Genomic DNA, 19,079 nt, shown 5'->3' on the forward strand with positions numbered 1-19,079 from the left:
AACGGTGTGACTGGGCGGTCCGGCAAGACGCACAAGCCGTCCTCATCGATGTTCGCGATGGCTCTCGAACCGCGCTTCATGTTCGACGCCGCGGGCGCCGTCACGGTTGCCGAGGTTCATCATCAACCCGATCAGCCCGCGCCGGGGGACAAGGGCGCCGCCAAGGCCGCCGACGCTGACAAACTCGTCGATTGGGCCATCAAGGAGTCGACCGTTCCAGCCGCGTCGTCGTCCCCGGCCGCCTCGACTCCATCACCCACCGAACCTGCGGCGGTGACGGCGCGGCTCGCCGGGCTCCAGGGAGCGGCCCGGTCGGTGGTGTTCGTCGACACCAGCGTGTCCGACTACCAGACGCTGCTCAAGGACATCGCCCCCGACGCCAAGGTTGTCCTCCTCGACCCCCAGCAGGAGGCGCTCGGCCAGATGGCGAAGGCGCTGTCCGGGATGTCCGGCCTGGATTCCGTCCAGGTCGTCAGCCATGGCGGCGAGGGTCATCTCTACATGGCCGGCCGCGTGTACTGGACGGCGGGGTTGGACAACCGCGCCGCCGATTTCCAGACGATCGGTGCCGCGCTGCGGCCCGGCGGTGACATTCTCTTCTACGCCTGCAACGTTGGAGCGGGAGAGGCCGGCAAGGAGTTCGTGGAGACGGTCCACCGGCTGACCGGCGCCGATGTCGCCGCTTCCAGCGACGACACCGGCAGCGGCGCGGGCAAGAACTGGACCCTGGAGGTGAAGTCCGGTTCGATCGAAGCCTCGAACCCCTTCGCCGCGACGTCGATGGAGGCCTTCTCCGGCACCATGGCGGATCTGGTGGTCACGTCCGCCACTGGTGGGGCATCGGTTTCCGGGTCTCTTTCCCATGCGATCGTGGGCGCCACCGACGGCCAGGTCATCCTCTTCTCGCCGACACTCGTCGGTTCGAAGGTGCGGATCGGCGATGCCACCAACACGGCGTTGCAAGTCATCACGGACAAGGGTCTGACGATCAACGGCGATGTCGACGGCGATGGAATCGCGGACATCGTTCTCAGCGGCGACAACAACAACGACAACGTCACCGACACGTCGGATTATCGCGGCATCCATATGAACGCGAGCGGTTTCACGCTCAACCTCAAGAACCTGACCTTCGAGCGGTTCTATAACGGGGGGCCGGCACTCCAAGGCGTCGTGTGGGCGCAGGCCGGAACATTGAATATTGAAGGCGTAACCTTTCGCTACAATTACGGAACGGCTGTCACTGCTTACGCAGCTGCAACGTTGAGCATTAAGAATTCGTCATTCCTTGACGGTATGGGCACTGGAACGAGCACGAATTATTTCGCTGCGATTCGTTCTGTCGCATCGTCTTTGGTCGTCGACAACACGGTTATTGCCAACAACAGCTATGCAAGCACATATAACGACGCCAATTTGCTGGGCGGGATGATTGTCATAAGCCCGAGTACTGGGCAAACCGCCGCGGCCTTTGATGCCAAGATTCGCAACACCACGATTGTCAACAACGTAACAAGCAACACGCCGACCAACAACCCGCAGTCCAGCGGCCATGCCACTGCGGGCATCTCCGTCTACGGAGCGTCGGCAAATGCCGGCTCGAAACTTCTGGTCACCAACACGATCATCGCTGGGAACAGTGGCAACCATAAAGGTGTCGCCCTTACCGATCCGAACTCCATCAAAATCACCAGCGGTGCATCCGCAAATGTCGCCCTGACCGACGTGAACAACTACATGGGCACCATCGGCGGGACAGCGACGTTCCATGACGCGGCCAATCGCGATTACCGCCCAGCTGCGACAGCGACGTCCTTCATCAACGCGGGCAACGGCACCACGGTGGCGAACACCGGCGGAAACTACGACATCCGCGGCATGGACCGTATCCGCGACGGGGCGCTCGATCTCGGCGCCTACGAGGTGCATTGGAACGTGGGCGAGCCGTCCGTCGACCTGAACGGGGTGGGCGCCGGCACCGGGGAGTCCGTCAGCACCTCCACGCCCGCGTCCGGTGTGCTGATCGCCTCCAACGCCGTCCTGACCCAGACCGACAGCGACACCCGTCTGCTCGGCGCCACGATCACCCTGTCCGGGACGTCGGATGGTGCGGCGGAAATGCTGAGCATGCTTTCGGCGTCCGTGGCGACGGCCAGAGGCTACGGCATCAGCGTCACCGGCAACGACACGACGACGATCACCCTGAGGGGCGCCGCAGATCTGGCGGACTATCAGGCGGTGGTTCGGCTGATCCAGTACAAGAACACTGCCGGCAGTTTCACCACGGGCACCCGCACCGCCACGGTCACCGTCAACGACGGCGAAACGACCAGCACCGCGCGGACCAGTTCCATCACCCTCAACGCTGGCGGGTCGGACACCACACCGCCGACCGTCTCCAGCATCGCGGTGTCAGGCACGCCGGCGGCTAATGCATCCTCGGTCAGCTACACCGTCACCTTCAGCGAGGGCGTGACGGGGGTGGATGCCGCTGACTTCACGCTGGCGACGACGGGCACCGCCAACGGCACGATCGGTACCGTCACTCAGGTCTCGTCCAGCGTCTACACCGTGACGGTCACCGGTGTCACCGGCACCGGCACGCTGGGACTGAACCTCAAGGGCAGCGGCACCGGCATCAAGGACACGGCGAACAACGACATCACAGCCGGCTTTACCGGCAGCACCCACACGGTGGACCGGGACGCGCCGGTCTTCACGTCCTCCGCCACGCCTTCGGTTCCGGAGAACACGACGGCGGTCGTCACGCTGGCCGCGACGGACAGCAACGGCCCGGTCACCTACAGCTTGGTTGGCGGCGCCGATCAGGCGAGCTTCTCGCTGTCCGGCGCGGCGCTGACCTTCGCCACCGCACCGGATTACGAATCGCCCACGGATTCGGACGGCAACAACGTCTACGTCGTCATCGTGCGAGCCACGGACGCCAACGGCAACACCACCGACCAGACGATTTCGGTGACGGTCACCGACGTGAACGAGGCGTCCCCTTCCGCCGCTCCGGTCGTCAGCGGACTGAGCATCCTCGACCTGAAGATGTACGTCACGGACGGGGACGATTTCACCGGCGGCGCCAACGACTCCGCGACCGCGGTGCCGGTGGGCGTGCCAGGGAGCGTCGATTACCAAGCCTATGCCAGCTTCGATATGGATGTGGAGTTCCTGAGCGGCACGGCAGCCCGCATCACCCTCGTGGTTCCGCCGACTGGCTTCAACACGCAAGGCGGCAATTTTACCTTCAGCTTCACCTTCGAGAACGGGCCCAACGGCAGCCTCGGTTCCTTCACGCAGGTGACCAAGAATCTGACGTCGTCCAGCGCGAACTTCGCGAACGAAAGCCAGATCGTCGGAAGCGTCAACGGCAAGGTCTTCTCGTTCTACGTGCCGGGTACCTTCGCGCCGACCGGCCAAGGCGTCGCGGTCGGAGACAAGCTGGTCTTCGACATCGTCATGTCGGTCCAGCCGAGCGAAACCCTGTCCTACACGGCCGGCTCCGGCGCCCAGGTGATCGACCAGGGAACGGCTGCGGCGGTCACCGACAGCGACAGCACCACGTTCAACGGCGGCAACCTGACGGTGGCGGTCGACGGCGTGACGGCCAACGACGTGCTGGGCATCCGCAATCAGGGCACCGGCGCCGGTCAGATCGGTGTGAGCGGCAGCAATGTCACCTACGGCGGATCGGTCATCGGTACGGTGGCGGGCGGCAATGGCGCCGATCTGATCATCACGTTCAACGCAAACGCCGATGCGGCGGCGGTCAGTGCGCTGATGGCCAACATCACCTACGCCACGACGAGCACCGCCAACAGCTCGCGGCTGGTCAGCTTCACCGTCACCGATGACACCGGCAACACCTCCCTGCCTGGTTTCGTTGGCGTTTCCGTGGCCGCAGGCGACACCACAGCCCCGGCGGTCAACAGCATCGCGGTGTCCGGCACGCCGGCGGCCAACGCATCCTCGATCACCTACACCGTGACGTTCAGCGAAGGCGTATCCGGCGTGGACGCCGCCGATTTCACGCTGGCGACGACCGGTACGGCCTCCGGCACGATCGGCACCGTCACCCAGGTGTCCGCCAGTGTTTACACGGTTTCGGTCACCGGCATCTCCGGCGCCGGAACGCTGGGGCTGAACTTGAAGGGCACAGGCACCGGCATCAAGGACACGGCGAACAACGACATCGCCGCGGGCTTCACCGGCGGCACCCACACGGTGGATCAAGTGGCGCCGACCTTCGACGTCGCCGCCGCCACCTCCAGCATCACCAACACCGGCTTCACTTTGTCCGCCAGCCTCAACGAGGCGGGGACAATCTACTATGTCCTGGTCCCCCGCAACGCGACCGCCCCGACCGCCGCGGAAGTGGAAACGGGCACGGCCTCCGGCGGCGGAACCGCGCTGAAGTCCGGAAGCCTGAGCGCGTCGTCGGCGCCGTTCGACGGCAGCGGATCGATCACCGGCCTGACCGTCGGCACCGCCTACGACCTCTATGTCGTGGCGAAGGACAGTGCCGGGAATCTCATGAGTGCGCCGGTCAAGGTCAGCGTCACGACAACGGGTGGAGCCACCAACGGCGCGCCGGTGAACAGCGTTGTGCCGACTGTGACGGGGACGGCGACGGTGGGCAACACGCTGTCCGGGGGGAGTGGCACCTGGAGCGATCCGGACGGTGACTCGCTGAGCTACAGCTACCAGTGGTACCGGGCCGACGACGTCAACGGCACCAACGCCGCCTCGATCAGCGGGGCGACGAGCTCCAACTACACGCTGACGACGTCGGACGCGCACAAGTACCTGCGCGTCGTGGTGACGGCCAACGACGGCAACTCCAACACAACGACCGCCTATTCCGCCTACACCGCCATTCTGAACAGCGCGCCGGTGAACGGCGCGGTGCCGACCGTGACGGGCACGGCGACGGTGGGCAACGCGCTGAGCACGACGAACGGCACCTGGAGCGATCCGGACGGCGACGGCCGGAGCTACAGCTACCAGTGGTACCGGGCCGACGACGTCAACGGCACCAACGCCGCCTCGATCAGCGGGGCGACCGGCTCCAACTACACGCTGACCGCCTCGGACGCTCACAAGTACCTGCGCGTCGTGGTGACGGCCAACGACGGCAAGGGCGGCACGCCGACGGCGAGCTCGGGCTACACGGAGATCCTCAACAGCGCGCCGGTGAACAGCGCGGTGCCGACCGTGACGGGCACGGCGACGGTGGGCAACGCGCTGTCGACCACCAACGGCACCTGGAGCGATCCGGACGGCGACGGCCGGAGCTACAGCTACCAGTGGTACCGGGCCGACGACGTCAACGGCACCAACGCCGCCTCGATCAGCGGGGCGACCGGCTCCAGCTACACGCTGACCGCCTCGGACGCCCACAAGTACCTGCGCGTCGTGGTGACGGCCAACGACGGCAAGGGCGGCACGCCGACGGCGAGCTCGGGCTACACGGAGATCCTCAACAGCGCGCCGGTGAACAGCGCGGTGCCGACCGTGACGGGCACGGCGACGGTGGGCAACGCGCTGTCGACCACCAACGGCACCTGGAGCGATCCGGACGGCGACGGCCGGAGCTACAGCTATCAGTGGTACCGGGCCGACGACGTCAACGGCACCAACGCCGCCTCGATCAGCGGGGCGACGAGCTCCAGCTACACGCTGACCGCCTCGGACGCCCACAAGTACCTGCGCGTCGTGGTGACGGCCAACGACGGCAAGGGCGGCACGCCGACGGCGAGCTCGGGCTACACGGAGATCCTCAACAGCGCGCCGGTGAACAGCGCGGTGCCGACCGTGACGGGCACGGCGACGGTGGGCAACGCGCTGTCGACCACCAACGGCACCTGGAGCGATCCGGACGGCGACGGCCGGAGCTACAGCTATCAGTGGTACCGGGCCGACGACGTCAACGGCACCAACGCCGCCTCGATCAGCGGGGCGACGAGCTCCAGCTACACGCTGACCGCCTCGGACGCCCACAAGTACCTGCGCGTCGTGGTGACGGCCAACGACGGCAAGGGCGGCACGCCGACGGCGAGCTCGGGCTACACGGAGATCCTCAACAGCGCGCCGGTGAACAGCGCGGTGCCGACCGTGACGGGCACGGCGACGGTGGGCAACGCGCTGTCGACCACCAACGGCACCTGGAGCGATCCGGACGGCGACGGCCGGAGCTACAGCTACCAGTGGTACCGGGCCGACGACGTCAACGGCACCAACGCCGCCTCGATCGCCGGAGCGACGAGCTCCAACTACACGCTGACCGCCTCGGACGCCCACAAGTACCTGCGCGTCGTGGTGACGGCCAACGACGGCAAGGGCGGCACGCCGACGGCGAGCTCGGGCTACACGGAGATCCTCAACAGCGCGCCGGTGAACAGCGCGGTGCCGACCGTGACGGGCACGGCGACGGTGGGCAACGCGCTGTCGACCACCAACGGCACCTGGAGCGATCCGGACGGCGACGGCCGGAGCTACAGCTACCAGTGGTACCGGGCCGACGACGTCAACGGCACCAACGCCGCCTCGATCGCCGGAGCGACGAGCTCCAACTACACGCTGACCGCCTCGGACGCCCACAAGTACCTGCGCGTCGTGGTGACGGCCAACGACGGCAAGGGCGGCACGCCGACGGCGAGCTCGGGCTACACGGAGATCCTCAACAGCGCGCCGGTGAACGGCGCGGTGCCGACCGTGACGGGCACGGCGACGGTGGGCAACGCGCTGTCGACCACCAACGGCACCTGGAGCGATCCGGACGGCGACGGCCGGAGCTACAGCTACCAGTGGTACCGGGCCGACGACGTCAACGGCACCAACGCCGCGTCGATCAGCGGGGCGATCAGCTCCAGCTACACGCTGACCACATCGGATGCGCACAAGTACCTGCGCGTCGTGGTGACGGCCAACGACGGCAAGGGCGGCACGCAGACGGCGAGCTCGGGCTACACGGAGATCCTCAACAGCGCGCCGGTGAACAGCGCGGTGCCGACCGTGACGGGCACGGCGACGGTGGGCAACGCGCTGTCGACCACCAACGGCACCTGGAGCGATCCGGACGGCGACGGCCGGAGCTACAGCTATCAGTGGTACCGGGCCGACGACGTCAACGGCACCAACGCCGCCTCGATCAGCGGGGCGACGAGCTCCAGCTACACGCTGACCGCCTCGGACGCCCACAAGTACCTGCGCGTCGTGGTGACGGCCAACGACGGCAAGGGCGGCACGCCGACGGCGAGCTCGGGCTACACGGAGATCCTCAACAGCGCGCCGGTGAACAGCGCGGTGCCGACCGTGACGGGCACGGCGACGGTGGGCAACGCGCTGTCGACCACCAACGGCACCTGGAGCGATCCGGACGGCGACGGCCGGAGCTACAGCTACCAGTGGTACCGGGCCGACGACGTCAACGGCACCAACGCCGCCTCGATCAGCGGGGCGACGAGCTCCAGCTACACGCTGACCGCCTCGGACGCCCACAAGTACCTGCGCGTCGTGGTGACGGCCAACGACGGCAAGGGCGGCACGCCGACGGCGAGCTCGGGCTACACGGAGATCCTCAACAGCGCGCCGGTGAACAGCGCGGTGCCGACCGTGACGGGCACGGCGACGGTGGGCAACGCGCTGTCGACCACCAACGGCACCTGGAGCGATCCGGACGGCGACGGCCGGAGCTACAGCTACCAGTGGTACCGGGCCGACGACGTCAACGGCACCAACGCCGCCTCGATCGCCGGAGCGACGAGCTCCAACTACACGCTGACCGCCTCGGACGCCCACAAGTACCTGCGCGTCGTGGTGACGGCCAACGACGGCAAGGGCGGCACGCCGACGGCGAGCTCGGGCTACACGGAGATCCTCAACAGCGCGCCGGTGAACGGCGCGGTGCCGACCGTGACGGGCACGGCGACGGTGGGCAACGCGCTGTCGACCACCAACGGCACCTGGAGCGATCCGGACGGCGACGGCCGGAGCTACAGCTACCAGTGGTACCGGGCCGACGACGTCAACGGCACCAACGCCGCGTCGATCAGCGGGGCGATCAGCTCCAGCTACACGCTGACCACATCGGATGCGCACAAGTACCTGCGCGTCGTGGTGACGGCCAACGACGGCAAGGGCGGCACGCCGACGGCGAGCTCGGGCTACACGGAGATCCTCAACAGCGCGCCGGTGAACAGCGCGGTGCCGACCGTGACGGGCACGGCGACGGTGGGCAACGCGCTGTCGACCACCAACGGCACCTGGAGCGATCCGGACGGCGACGGCCGGAGCTACAGCTACCAGTGGTACCGGGCCGACGACGTCAACGGCACCAACGCCGCGTCGATCAGCGGGGCGATCAGCTCCAGCTACACGCTGACCACATCGGATGCGCACAAGTACCTGCGCGTCGTGGTGACGGCCAACGACGGCAAGGGCGGCACGCAGACGGCGAGCTCGGGCTACACGGAAATCCTCAACAGCGCGCCGGTGCTGAGCACGGATGCGCGCAGCCTGACCGCCATCGAGGAGGACGCCACAGGCAACAACGGTGACACCGTGGCGGCCATTCTGGCCTCCGCCGGCACGGCCACCGATGTCGACGGCAACGCGCTGGGCATCGCGATCACCGCGATCGACAGCAGCAACGGCACATGGCAGTACAAGAGCGGGGCCGGGACCTGGACCACCATCACCGGCGTCTCGGGCGCGTCAGCCCTGCTGCTCGCCGGCACCGACCGTGTGCGCTTCGTCCCGAACGCCGACTACAACGGATCGGTCGTCAACGGCATCACCTTCAAGGCGTGGGATCAGACCTCCGGCACGGCTGGCACGACGGTCGGTAACGACACCACCGCGAACGGAGGGCTGGGCGCCGGCGGCCAGTTCAGCGTCGCGAGCGCGACGGTGGACATCGAGGTGGCGGCGGTCAATGACGCCCCGGTGCTGACCGACAGCGTGCTGACCCTGCCCAGCGTCGCCCAGGCCGCAGGCGCGCCGAACGGTGCCGTCGGTGTAGCCGTGTCGTCCCTGGTGGCGCTCGGCGCGAACGTGTCCGACGTGGACAGCGGCGCCGTCACAGGCATCGCACTGGTCGGCCTGGACAATTCGGAAGGGGGCATCTGGTACTACAGCACCGACGGCGGCACCAGTTGGACCGCGGTCGGCACTGTGAACGACAGCGGAAACGCGCTGCTGTTGCGCACGACGGACCGGCTCTACTATCAGCCGACGGGCGCCAACGCAGGCATCCTCAGCGCCGCGATCACCTTCCGCGCCTGGGACCAGACCAGTGGCACCGCCGGGACCAAGGTGGCGACCGCGGGTGGTGGCGGGATTTCCGCCTTCTCTGCGGCAACGGACACCGCCAGCCTCTCGATCACTCCGGCTGCCCTCGGGAGCGCCGTGACCCTGGCGCCCGCGTCAGACACGGGCAACAGCAACACGGACAACATCACCAAGGCGAGCAGCGTCACCTTCAACGGCAGCGGCGCCAACGCCAACGCCAACACGACGGTGCGGCTCTACGCCAACGGCTCGCTCGTGGCGACCACTGCGGCCGACGCGTCGGGCGCCTACAGCTTCACCGGCGTCGACGTGTCCGGCCTCAGCGGTGCGGTCGACTTTACCGTCCGTCAGGTCATCGCCGGGATGGAAAGCGCTGACTCCGCTGTTCGGACCGTCACCTTCGACCGCACGGCGCCGACCGTCTCCATCACCACGGTGACAGGCGACAACGTGCTGAACGCGGCGGAAAGCGCGGTGCCCCAGACGGTGGCCGGCACCACTACGGGTGTCGAGGACGGCCAGACGGTCACGGTGACGCTGAACGGCAAGACCTACAGCACGACGGTGACCAACAACGCCTGGAGCCTGTCCATCCCCTCCGCCGACCTGCTGGCGTTGCCGGACGGCGGCGCCTACACCATCACCGCCGATCTGGCGGATGTGGCGGGCAACGCCGCGGTTCAGGCGACGCGCAGCGTCTCGGTCGACCGCACGCCGCCAACCCTCGCCATCGCCACGGTGGCGGGCGACAACGTGCTGAACGCCGCGGACAGCGCGGTGGGACAGACGGTGTCGGGCGTCACCAACGGTGTCGAGGACGGCCAGACGATCACGGTGATGCTGAACGGCAAGTCCTACAGCACAACGGTGACCAACAACCGCTGGAGCCTGACCGTCCCGTCCGGCGACCTGCTGGCGCTGACCGACGGCGCCAACTACACCGTCACCGCCAGCCTCACCGACGCGGCGGGCAACCCCACCCAGGCGACCCGAAACGTGTCGGTGGACCGCACGCCGCCGTCGGTGGTCAGCGTCACGCCTCCCCCGGCGCGGACCTATCTGCCGGGCGAGACGGTCAGCTTCTTCGTGCAGCTCAGCGAAGCGTCCATCATCAACGGCGGCAGTCCGGTTCTGGAACTCGCGGTCGGAAGCGAGATCCGCAACGCCGTCTACAACGCGGCGGGCAGCACCGGCACGCTGCTGCGGTTCGACTATGTCGTCCCGGTCGGCGACCGCGCGCCGCAGGGCATCGCGGTCCTGGGGCTGGCGCTGAACGGCTCGATCGTGACGGACGCGGCCCAGGGACCGCTGGTGACGGCCCTGAAGGGAGTCGGCGACACCAGCCAAGTGCGCATCGACACCCCGATCCCGGCGAAGCCGGTCGGGACGGCGCTGAGCGGCCTGTCCGACTCCGGTATGTCGGCGACGGACCGGCTGACCAACGTGACGAGGCCGACGCTCTCCGGCACCGCGGAGGCGAACGCCACCGTGACCGTGCTGGTGGACGGCAAGGCGGTGGGGACCGCCGTGGCTGACGAGAACGGCTTCTGGGTCCATCGACTCCAGACGGCGCTGAGCGACGGAACGCACAGCATCACGACCACGGCGACCAATCGGTTCGGCATCGTCAGCGATCCGTCCGACGCGTTGGCCGTGGTGATCGACACCGCGGTGCCGGTGGCGCCAGCACCCTCGGTGACCAGCGCCACCGTCGCCGGTGCGGCGGCGGGTGAGCGGATTTCCGGGATCGCCACGCCATCCTTGGCCGGGACGACGGAAGCCGGCAGCACGGTGAATGTGCTGGTCGACGGCAAGGTCGCCGGAACGGCGCTCGCCGACGCCAACGGCGCCTGGACCTTCCAGTTCACAGCGGCGCTGGCCGACGGCACCCACAGCCTGCAGGTGCAGGCCACCGACAAGGCCGGCAACGTCAGCAGCCTGTCGGCGGTCACCACCCTGACCATCGACACCACGCCGCCGCTCGCCCCGACGGTGACGCTGAACACCACCGTCGGCAGCACGCCGGTCGTGCAGGGCACTGCCGAGGCGAACAGCCTGGTCACAGTGACGATCAACGGGCAAGCGGTCGGTACGGCGCGCGCCAGCGCGGCCGGCGCCTGGCAACTGGCCCTGGCTGGCGACCTGAGCGTCGGCAGCTACGTGATCGCGGCCAAGGCGAGCGATGCGGTGGGCAATACCGGCAGTGCCGGCACGACCACCTACTCGGTGGCTCCGCCTCCGCCTCCGCCGGCCGTGGTGGTGGCCTCCACAGGGAACACGACGACGGCGGCGTCCTCGTCCAACTTTGCGGTCGCAACGGCCGCCGGGACCGGGACAACGCAGACGACCGGGCCGACGCTGGGCACAGCCCCGACCCTGCCTAGCCTGCAGATGAGCAGTGACGCGGGCCGCGTCATCACCAGCTCGTCGATCGGCAACGGGAGCGGTACCGGCAATGGAAACAGCAGCACGGACGCCGGGCGCTCGATCACCATCGGCAACCTCGGCAACTCCTCCAGCAGCGACGCCGGACGTTCAATCACCATCTCCGCGATGGGCGGGGCTCCCTCCGGCGGTGGCACAGCGAGTTCGTCGAGCGGGGTCCTGGGCGGTGGCACCGGCGGATCGAGCGGTTCCGGGTTGAGCGGCGTCGTCAGCGGCGGCAGCGGCCTGGGCAGCGGCGGTCTCGGCGGCGGCGTTGGCAGCGGTTCGGGGTTGGGCGGTTCAGGCTTGGGCGGGACCGCATCGGGCGGAATTGGCGCCGGTGTCGGGTTCGGTGGAGTCCCGGCGGGCGGCGGTCCGGGCGTGGGCCTCGGCACAGGCGGAACGGCGGCCGGCGGCCCGGCGACGGGCACCGGAACGGGCAATGGCGGTGTCAGCGGTCCGGTCGGTGTGCCTGGAGCGGCGTCTGGCGGCACGCCGGGCGGCAGCACGGCCCCCGGCGGCCCCAGCACCGCAACCGGCGGGTTCGGCGGCGCACCGGGCAATCGGCCCGGCGGCCCGACGGGGCCCGGATCCACGATTGAGAACGCGCCGGCCAACCGGCCCGCCGATCAGGGTGGACCGCAAGGGCAGCCACAGGGACAGCTACAGGGACAGCCACAAGGGCAAGGCCAGCCGCCAGCCGGCGATGCGCCGGCGGGTGGCGATCCGGGCAACGCTCCGGCCGGCGCGGACGGTTCGGGGCAGGCCCCCGGACCGCGCGCCGACCTCGACGGATCTCCGCTGGCCCGCCCGGCCTTCTCCCGTCAGGTCGCCCAGATCCATGGCGCTGCCGACGCCCAGACGGCGGCTCTGCTCGCCGCGCTCACCTCACATGTCCCGCCGGGAAGTCGGGCGGCCTAGAGCCGCCCGTGCCCCCACGCCTTCTTCCCAGCCTAAGCTTTTCTTCCCAAATGGATTGCCGACGAGAATGACCCGGTTCCCTTCCTCCCTCCGGCCGCGGGGCCACAAGGCCCGCGCGTCCTTCGCCCTGGTTGCCGCAGCCCTGCTCGCCAGCGGATGTTCCGTCAGCCCGAAGCCTTTGACGGATGACGAGAACGTGTCCCGCCTGCGCGAGGACATGTCGGTCATCATGGCGCCGCAGGAGCCGATCACCGGTCCGGTGTCAATGCACGAGGCGATGGCGCGGGCCATCAAATACAACCTCGACGAGCGCGTGAAGCTGATGGAGATGGCGGTCGCCAACCAGCAGCTCGACCTGTCGCGGTTCGACATGCTGCCGCGTCTCGTGGCGGGGGCCGGCTACACCGGACGCAACAATGAATCCGGATCGGAAAGCCTCAACCTCGCCACGGGCCGCCGCACGGGCGAGAGCACCACGGCCACGGACCGGCACCGCCGGACCGCCGATCTGGGCTTCACCTGGAACATTCTCGATTTCGGCGTCAGCTATCTGCGCGCCCGCCAGAACTCCAACCTCGTCCTGATCGCCGACGAGCGCCGCCGCCGCGTTGTCCAGGGCATCCTGCAGGACGTTCGCACCTCCTATTGGCGCGCGGTCGCGGCGGAGCGTCTGCTGAAGCGGATCGAACCGCTGGAGAAGCGCATCGAGGCGGCGCGCAAGAACGCGAACGCCCTGGAGGCCCAGCGCGTCCAGGCTCCGTTGCAGACCCTGTCCTACCAGCGCGCGCTGGTCGACACGCTGCGCCAGCTCCAGACCCTGCGGCGCGAGCTGGTGGCCTCCAAGTCGCAGCTTGGCGCGTTGATGGGCCTGCCGCCGGGCGAGACCTTCACCCTTCAGATGCCGCCGGACGTCACCGGCAAGGACGTCCCGGTAATCACCGCCTCGGTCGACGCCCTGGAAACCTACGCGCTCCTGAACCGTCCGGAGCTGCTGGAGGAGTCCTACAACGCCCGCATCACCGCCGACGAGACGCGCCGCGCCCTGCTGAAGCTGCTGCCGGGCATCGACCTGAACGCCGGCCTGCATTTCGACAGCAACAGCTTCCTGCTGAACCAGCGCTGGGCCGATTACGGGGCGCGGGTGTCGTGGAACATCCTGTCCCTGGCCTCGGCCCCGGACACCCATGCCTTCTCCAAGGCGCAGGAGGAGCTGGTTGCCTTCCGCCGTCAGGCGCTGAGCGTGGCGGTGCTGAGCCAGGTGCGCGTGGCGGTGGTTCAGTTCCGCGAGCTGTCGCAGGAGTTCTCGCTCAACGCCGATCAGGCGGCGATCGACCGCCGCATCCGGCAGCAGTATGTCAACAGCAGCACGGTCGGCCAGCAGGGCGACATGAGCGTGATCCAGGCCGAGGTGTCGGAACTCGTCTCCGATCTGCGGCGTGATCTCGTCTACGCCGACCTGCAGAACGCCTACGCCCGCGTCATGGTGTCGGCGGGCGTCGATCCGATGCCGGAGGCCGTCCCGTCCCAGGATCTGACGACGCTCCGTCAGGCCGTGTCCGACGGGCTGGGCGCCTGGCAGCAGAAGGCCGGCGGCACGGCACGCCTCCAGGATCTTCTGGTTCCCGCCGCCACGACCTCGGAGAAGGCTCCGGGGGAGAAGGCTCCGGTTGAAAAGGCGGCCGAGCCGATGGACGAACCGAAGGCCGTCCCGGTCGCCGCGCGCGGCGAGGAGCCGGCAGAGCGCAAAGCCGCAGTGCCGGAGCGTGTGACGGTGGCCGAACTGCCGCAGCAACCGGCCGCGTCCATGGCCACGCCGTTGACGGTGTCCTACAGCCCGTCCACCCGGACGGAGCCGGTCAAGGTCTATTCGGTGCCGTCGAGCGCGCTGGCCCCGATGGGGCGTGCCTCCGCGCGTTGATGCCGACGGGGTGGCGCACCCGCGCCGCCCCCTTTCGGCTGTGCCGGCGCCTGGTGCTGAAACAAATAAGCGTACAGGACCACTTGCCGATCCTGGATCGTTGCGCTTCCGGAGCAAAGGGTGCAGAAAATCTCTGCCATGATGTGCCGCTTTCGCCCCTCACGCTTCTTCGCCGCGCTGTCTATCGCGCTGCTTCCCCTGCCGCTTGCCGCCGCCGACCCGGCGCCGGCCCCCGAAGGCGGGGTGCGCGCGCTGATCGAGGCGCGGCAGCACGCTGTCCTGTCCAGCGAGATCGCTGGGCGCATCGGGCGCATCACCGTGGAGGCGGGTCAGTCCTTCAAGGCGGGGCAGACGCTCATCGCGTTCGATTGCAGCCATTATCAGGCGGCGGTCGATGCGGCCCGCGCCAATCTGCGGGCCGCCGACGTCACAGTGCGGCAGAGCCGCCGGCTGGAGCAGTTGAAGTCCATCGGCGGCGCCGAGGTCGAGATGGCCGAGGTCAAGGCCGAGGCCGCCCGCGCCGATCTGCGCAAGGCGGAGATCGAGGTCCGCCGCTGCGACGTGAAGGCGCCCTTCGATGGCAAGGTGGTGGAGCAGCGGATTCGCGAGCATGAGTCGGTCCCCGCCGGGACGGCTCTGCTGGAAGTCCTCTCCGACCGCGATCTGCGGGTGGAGTTGATTGTTCCGTCGTCCTGGCTGGTCTGGCTGAAGCCCGGCCAGCGGTTCGAGTTGCGCATCGACGAGACGGGCGAGGCTCTGGACGGCGAGGTCACCCTGATCGGTGCCCGAGTCGACCCGGTCAGCCAATCGCTGAAGGTGACGGGCAAGCTGCTGGCCGACAAGCAGGGCAACGCCCCGAATCTGGTCGCCGGTATGAGCGGAACCGCCCGCTTCAACCCGGCGGAGGAGGCCAAAGGTGCCCGATGACGTCAAATCCATCCGGATGGAAGCGACCAACCCGCTGAACAGCCTCCTGCTCCTCCTGAACCTGCAGCAGGAGGCCCGGCAGGCCCAGACTCCAGAGGCGCTGCGCTTTCTCCTGGTGAACCAGACGCGGCGGATGATCGCCTACCAGCAGGCGGTCTTCCTGACCGTCGCGCCGTCGGGCAAGGCGCGGCTTGAGGCGGTGTCCAACGTCGCCGTTCCGGAACGCGACGCCCCATTCACCCGCTGGCTGGAGGCCGCGGCTTCGGCCATCGCCGCTGGAGCGGAGGCGCGCAACCTGCACGGCATTGCCCCTACGGAGGTGCCGCCCGCGCTGGCCCGCGACTGGGGGCAGTGGGGACCGGCGCAGGCGCTGTGGGTGCCCTTGCCAGGGCTTGACGGCACCGTCACGGCGGTCTTGTGGCTCGCCCGCGACGACGCGTGGACGGACGGGGAGAAGGTGCTTCTCGGGCAGCTCTCCGGCGGCTATGGACACGCCTGGTGGGCGCTGACTCACGCCGGACGCCGATCCGGAGTCCGCACACGCAAGGGGATATGGGCGCTGGCGGTGGTGGCGGTTCTGGCAGCCGTTCTGGCCATTCCCGTTCCGCAATCGACGCTGGCTCCGGCGGAGGTGGCGCCGCGCGACCCGCTGATCGTCAGCGCACCGCTGGAAGGCGTGATCGAACGCTTCCACGTCCAGCCGAACGAGCCGGTGACCACCGGCCAGCCTCTGTTGAGTTTCGAATCGTCGGTTCTGAAAAGCCGCCTCGAGGTCGCGCGCAAGGCGCTGGCCTCGGCGGAGGCCGAGTTGCTGACAGCGTCCCAGGGGGCTTTCACCGATCCGCTGAGCAAGGCGCGCATCGCCCAGTTGAAGACCCAGGTGGAACTGCGCCGGGCGGAAATGGACTTCGCACGAGACCTGATGGACCGCGTCACCGTGAAAGCGGAGCGGACGGGCATTGCGGTCTTCACCGACGCCAACGACTGGCTGGGCAAGCCGGTGGCGGTGGGCGAGCGCATCCTGACCCTGGCCGATCCGCAAGCCGCCGAGGTGGACGTGCATGTGCCGGTCAACGACGCGATCGTGCTCCAGGAGGGGGCGGAGGTCAGCCTCTATCTGAACGTCGATCCGCTGCGTCCGCTGCGCGCCACGGTGTCCCATGCCAGCTATGAACCGGGGCTGACCCCAGGCGGCGTCCTGGCCTACCGCGTCCGCGCCGATCTGGCGCCGGACCAGCCGACGCCGCGCATCGGGCTGCGCGGCACCGCCAAGATCCAGGGTGAGCGGGTCCCGCTGGCCTTCTACCTCTTCCGCCGCCCGCTGGCGGCGCTGCGCCAGACCGTGGGGCTCTGAGCCATGGGCGCCGCCGCCATCGGCATGACGACGGGGCCGGCGGCGGTCACGCCGGTGGATCCGCTGGACAGCGTGCGGTTGCCGCCGTTGCGCGAGGAGCTGCAACTGCTGCCAGCCCCGCCGGCCTCGGACGGGTCGCCCTGCTGGACGATCCACGATCCGGTGCGCAACCGCTATTTCCGTATCGGCCACGGCGCCTTCGAGGTCATCGCCCGCTGGCATCACGGATCGCCCCGCGCCATCGCCGCAGCGGTGGCCGCCGAAACGGTCCTGGAGCCGGAGGCGGAGGATGTCGTCAACCTTTACAAGTTCCTGGCCGGCAGCAACCTGACCCAGGGCGCCGACGTCGATTTCCTGGCGAAGCAGACGGCGGCGCGACGCACGTCCTGGTGGATGTGGTTGCTGCACAATTATCTGTTCTTCCGCATCCCGCTGGTCCGCCCCGACGCATTCCTGAACGCCACGGTGCGCTACGTTGCGCCCTTCTACAGCCGCGCTTGGTTGTGGACGGTGATCGGCGCGGGGGTTTTGGGCCTCATTCTGGCGATGCGTCAATGGGACAGCTTCGCGCACACGTTCCTGCATTTCTTCACGCTGGAGGGCATGGCGCTCTACGGCCTGACCTTGCTGGTGACGAAGACGCTGCACGAGCTGGGGCACGCCTACACCGCGAAACGCTTCGGCTGCCGGGTGCCGACCATGGGGGCGGCCTTCCTGGTGATGTGGCCGGTGCTCTACACCGACACCAGCGACGCGTGGCGGCTGGTCTCGCGCCGCGCCCGGCTGCACATTGCGGCGGCAGGCATGCTGACCGAACTGGCGCTGGCCGCCTTTGCCACGCTGGCCTGGAGCTTCCTGCCCGACGGGCCGCTGCGCAGCGCCGCCTTCTTCGTGGCGACGGTGAGCTGGGTGACGACCCTGACGATCAACCTCAGCCCCTTCATGCGCTTCGACGGCTATTACCTGCTCGCCGACGCGCTGGACGTGCCGAACCTGCAGGACCGCGCCTTCGCGCTGGCCCGCTGGCGGCTGCGGGAATGGTTGTTCGGCCTGGGCGACGAGGTGCCGGAGCGGTTCGATCCGTGGCTGCACCGGGTGATGCTGGCCTACGCCTTCGCCACCTGGGTCTACCGGCTGGTGCTGTTCATCGGCATCGCGGTGCTGGTTTATCACGTTTTCATCAAGGTGCTGGGAATCGTGCTGTTCGCGGTGGAAGTCGGCTGGTTCATCCTTCGCCCGCTGCTCAACGAGGCGAAGGAATGGTGGGAGCGGCGGGGCAGTCTGCGGCCCAACCGGAACCTGCTGATGACCCTGGGTGGACTGACCGCGCTGGTCTGGCTGGCCTTCGTGCCGGTCACCGGCACCATCGCCGTGCCATCGGTGTGGCGGGCGGAGGGCTTCTCGACCCTGTTCGCTCCGGTCCCGTCGCGCATCGCGGAAGTTCTGGTCCAGCCCGGCCAGCGCGTGGCGGCGGGCGACCCCCTGTTCCGCCTGGAGGCGCCGGAACTGACGAGCAGGCTGCACCAATCGGAATTGCGCATCGCGCTGGCGCAGGATCGCATCGACCGCATGCTGGCCGCCCGCGACGGGTTGGATCGGGTGCGCGTGATGGAGGAGGACCTTGCCGCCGGGCTGGCCGACCGGCAGGGCCTGCTCGACGGTCTGGCACGGCTGGAGATCCGTGCGCCCATCGCCGGAACGGTGGTGGATGTGACCGACGCGTTGCGCCCCGGGCGCTGGGTCGGACCGTCGCTGGCGCTCGGCCAGATCGTCGCCGATGGTGGCGGCGAACTGGTCGGCTATGTGGCCGAGAACGACCTCACACGCGTCATGGTGGGGGCGGGCGCGGTGTTTCATGCCGACGACCCGCTGCGCCCCCGGATGGAAGCGCAGGTGACGGCGGTGAACCGGGTGAGCGTGAAGGGGCTGGACATTCCCGCCCTGGCCTCGATCCATGGTGGCCCGGTCGCTGTGGAGAGCCAGACCGGACCGTCGATGGGACGGACGAACGCCGAGGCCGCGCGTTTGAATCTGAAGCCGGTGGAAGCCGTCTACCGGGTGACCCTGACGCCGCTGGACCGGACGCAGGCAGGACCCGCCCACCAGATGCGCGGCGTGGCTCGCGTGGACGGGGAGGCGCGCAGTGTGGCTGACCGCTTCTGGCGCACCGCGCTGGCCGTGCTGATCCGCGAAACCGGGTTCTGACGGGAGGGGACGCCGGTCTCAGGGCGCGTT

Annotated in this window: 5 protein-coding genes; all 5 read left to right on the forward strand. The window is 68.7% G+C overall.

Annotation, left to right across the window (positions count from 1 at the left end):
- The first annotated feature begins 57 nt into the window (after positions 1-57).
- The 5 genes from AMK58_RS22620 (at position 58) to AMK58_RS22640 (ending at position 19,049) form a co-directional block, all read left to right on the forward strand.
- Complete coding sequence (locus AMK58_RS22620) at positions 58-12,645, forward strand: Ig-like domain-containing protein (RefSeq protein ID WP_158646831.1); 12,588 nt, start codon at positions 58-60, stop codon at positions 12,643-12,645.
- A 67-nt stretch (positions 12,646-12,712) separates the two neighbouring features.
- Positions 12,713-14,563, forward strand: a complete 1,851-nt coding sequence (locus AMK58_RS22625; protein WP_051140687.1) for a TolC family protein — start codon at positions 12,713-12,715, stop codon at positions 14,561-14,563.
- A 138-nt stretch (positions 14,564-14,701) separates the two neighbouring features.
- Complete coding sequence (locus AMK58_RS22630) at positions 14,702-15,490, forward strand: efflux RND transporter periplasmic adaptor subunit (RefSeq protein ID WP_236778339.1); 789 nt, start codon at positions 14,702-14,704, stop codon at positions 15,488-15,490.
- Positions 15,480-16,844, forward strand: coding sequence for an efflux RND transporter periplasmic adaptor subunit (locus AMK58_RS22635; RefSeq protein ID WP_236778340.1), 1,365 nt, complete (start codon positions 15,480-15,482; stop codon positions 16,842-16,844). The genes AMK58_RS22630 and AMK58_RS22635 overlap by 11 nt, the downstream gene beginning before the upstream one ends.
- Positions 16,845-16,847: 3 nt before the next feature.
- Positions 16,848-19,049 (forward strand): site-2 protease family protein, encoded by a 2,202-nt coding sequence (locus AMK58_RS22640; RefSeq protein WP_051140686.1) that lies wholly within the window; start codon positions 16,848-16,850, stop codon positions 19,047-19,049.
- Positions 19,050-19,079: the final 30 nt, after the last annotated feature.

Origin of the sequence: Azospirillum brasilense, from assembly GCF_001315015.1 — a bacterium.
Classification (GTDB): Bacteria; Pseudomonadota; Alphaproteobacteria; order Azospirillales; family Azospirillaceae; genus Azospirillum; species Azospirillum brasilense.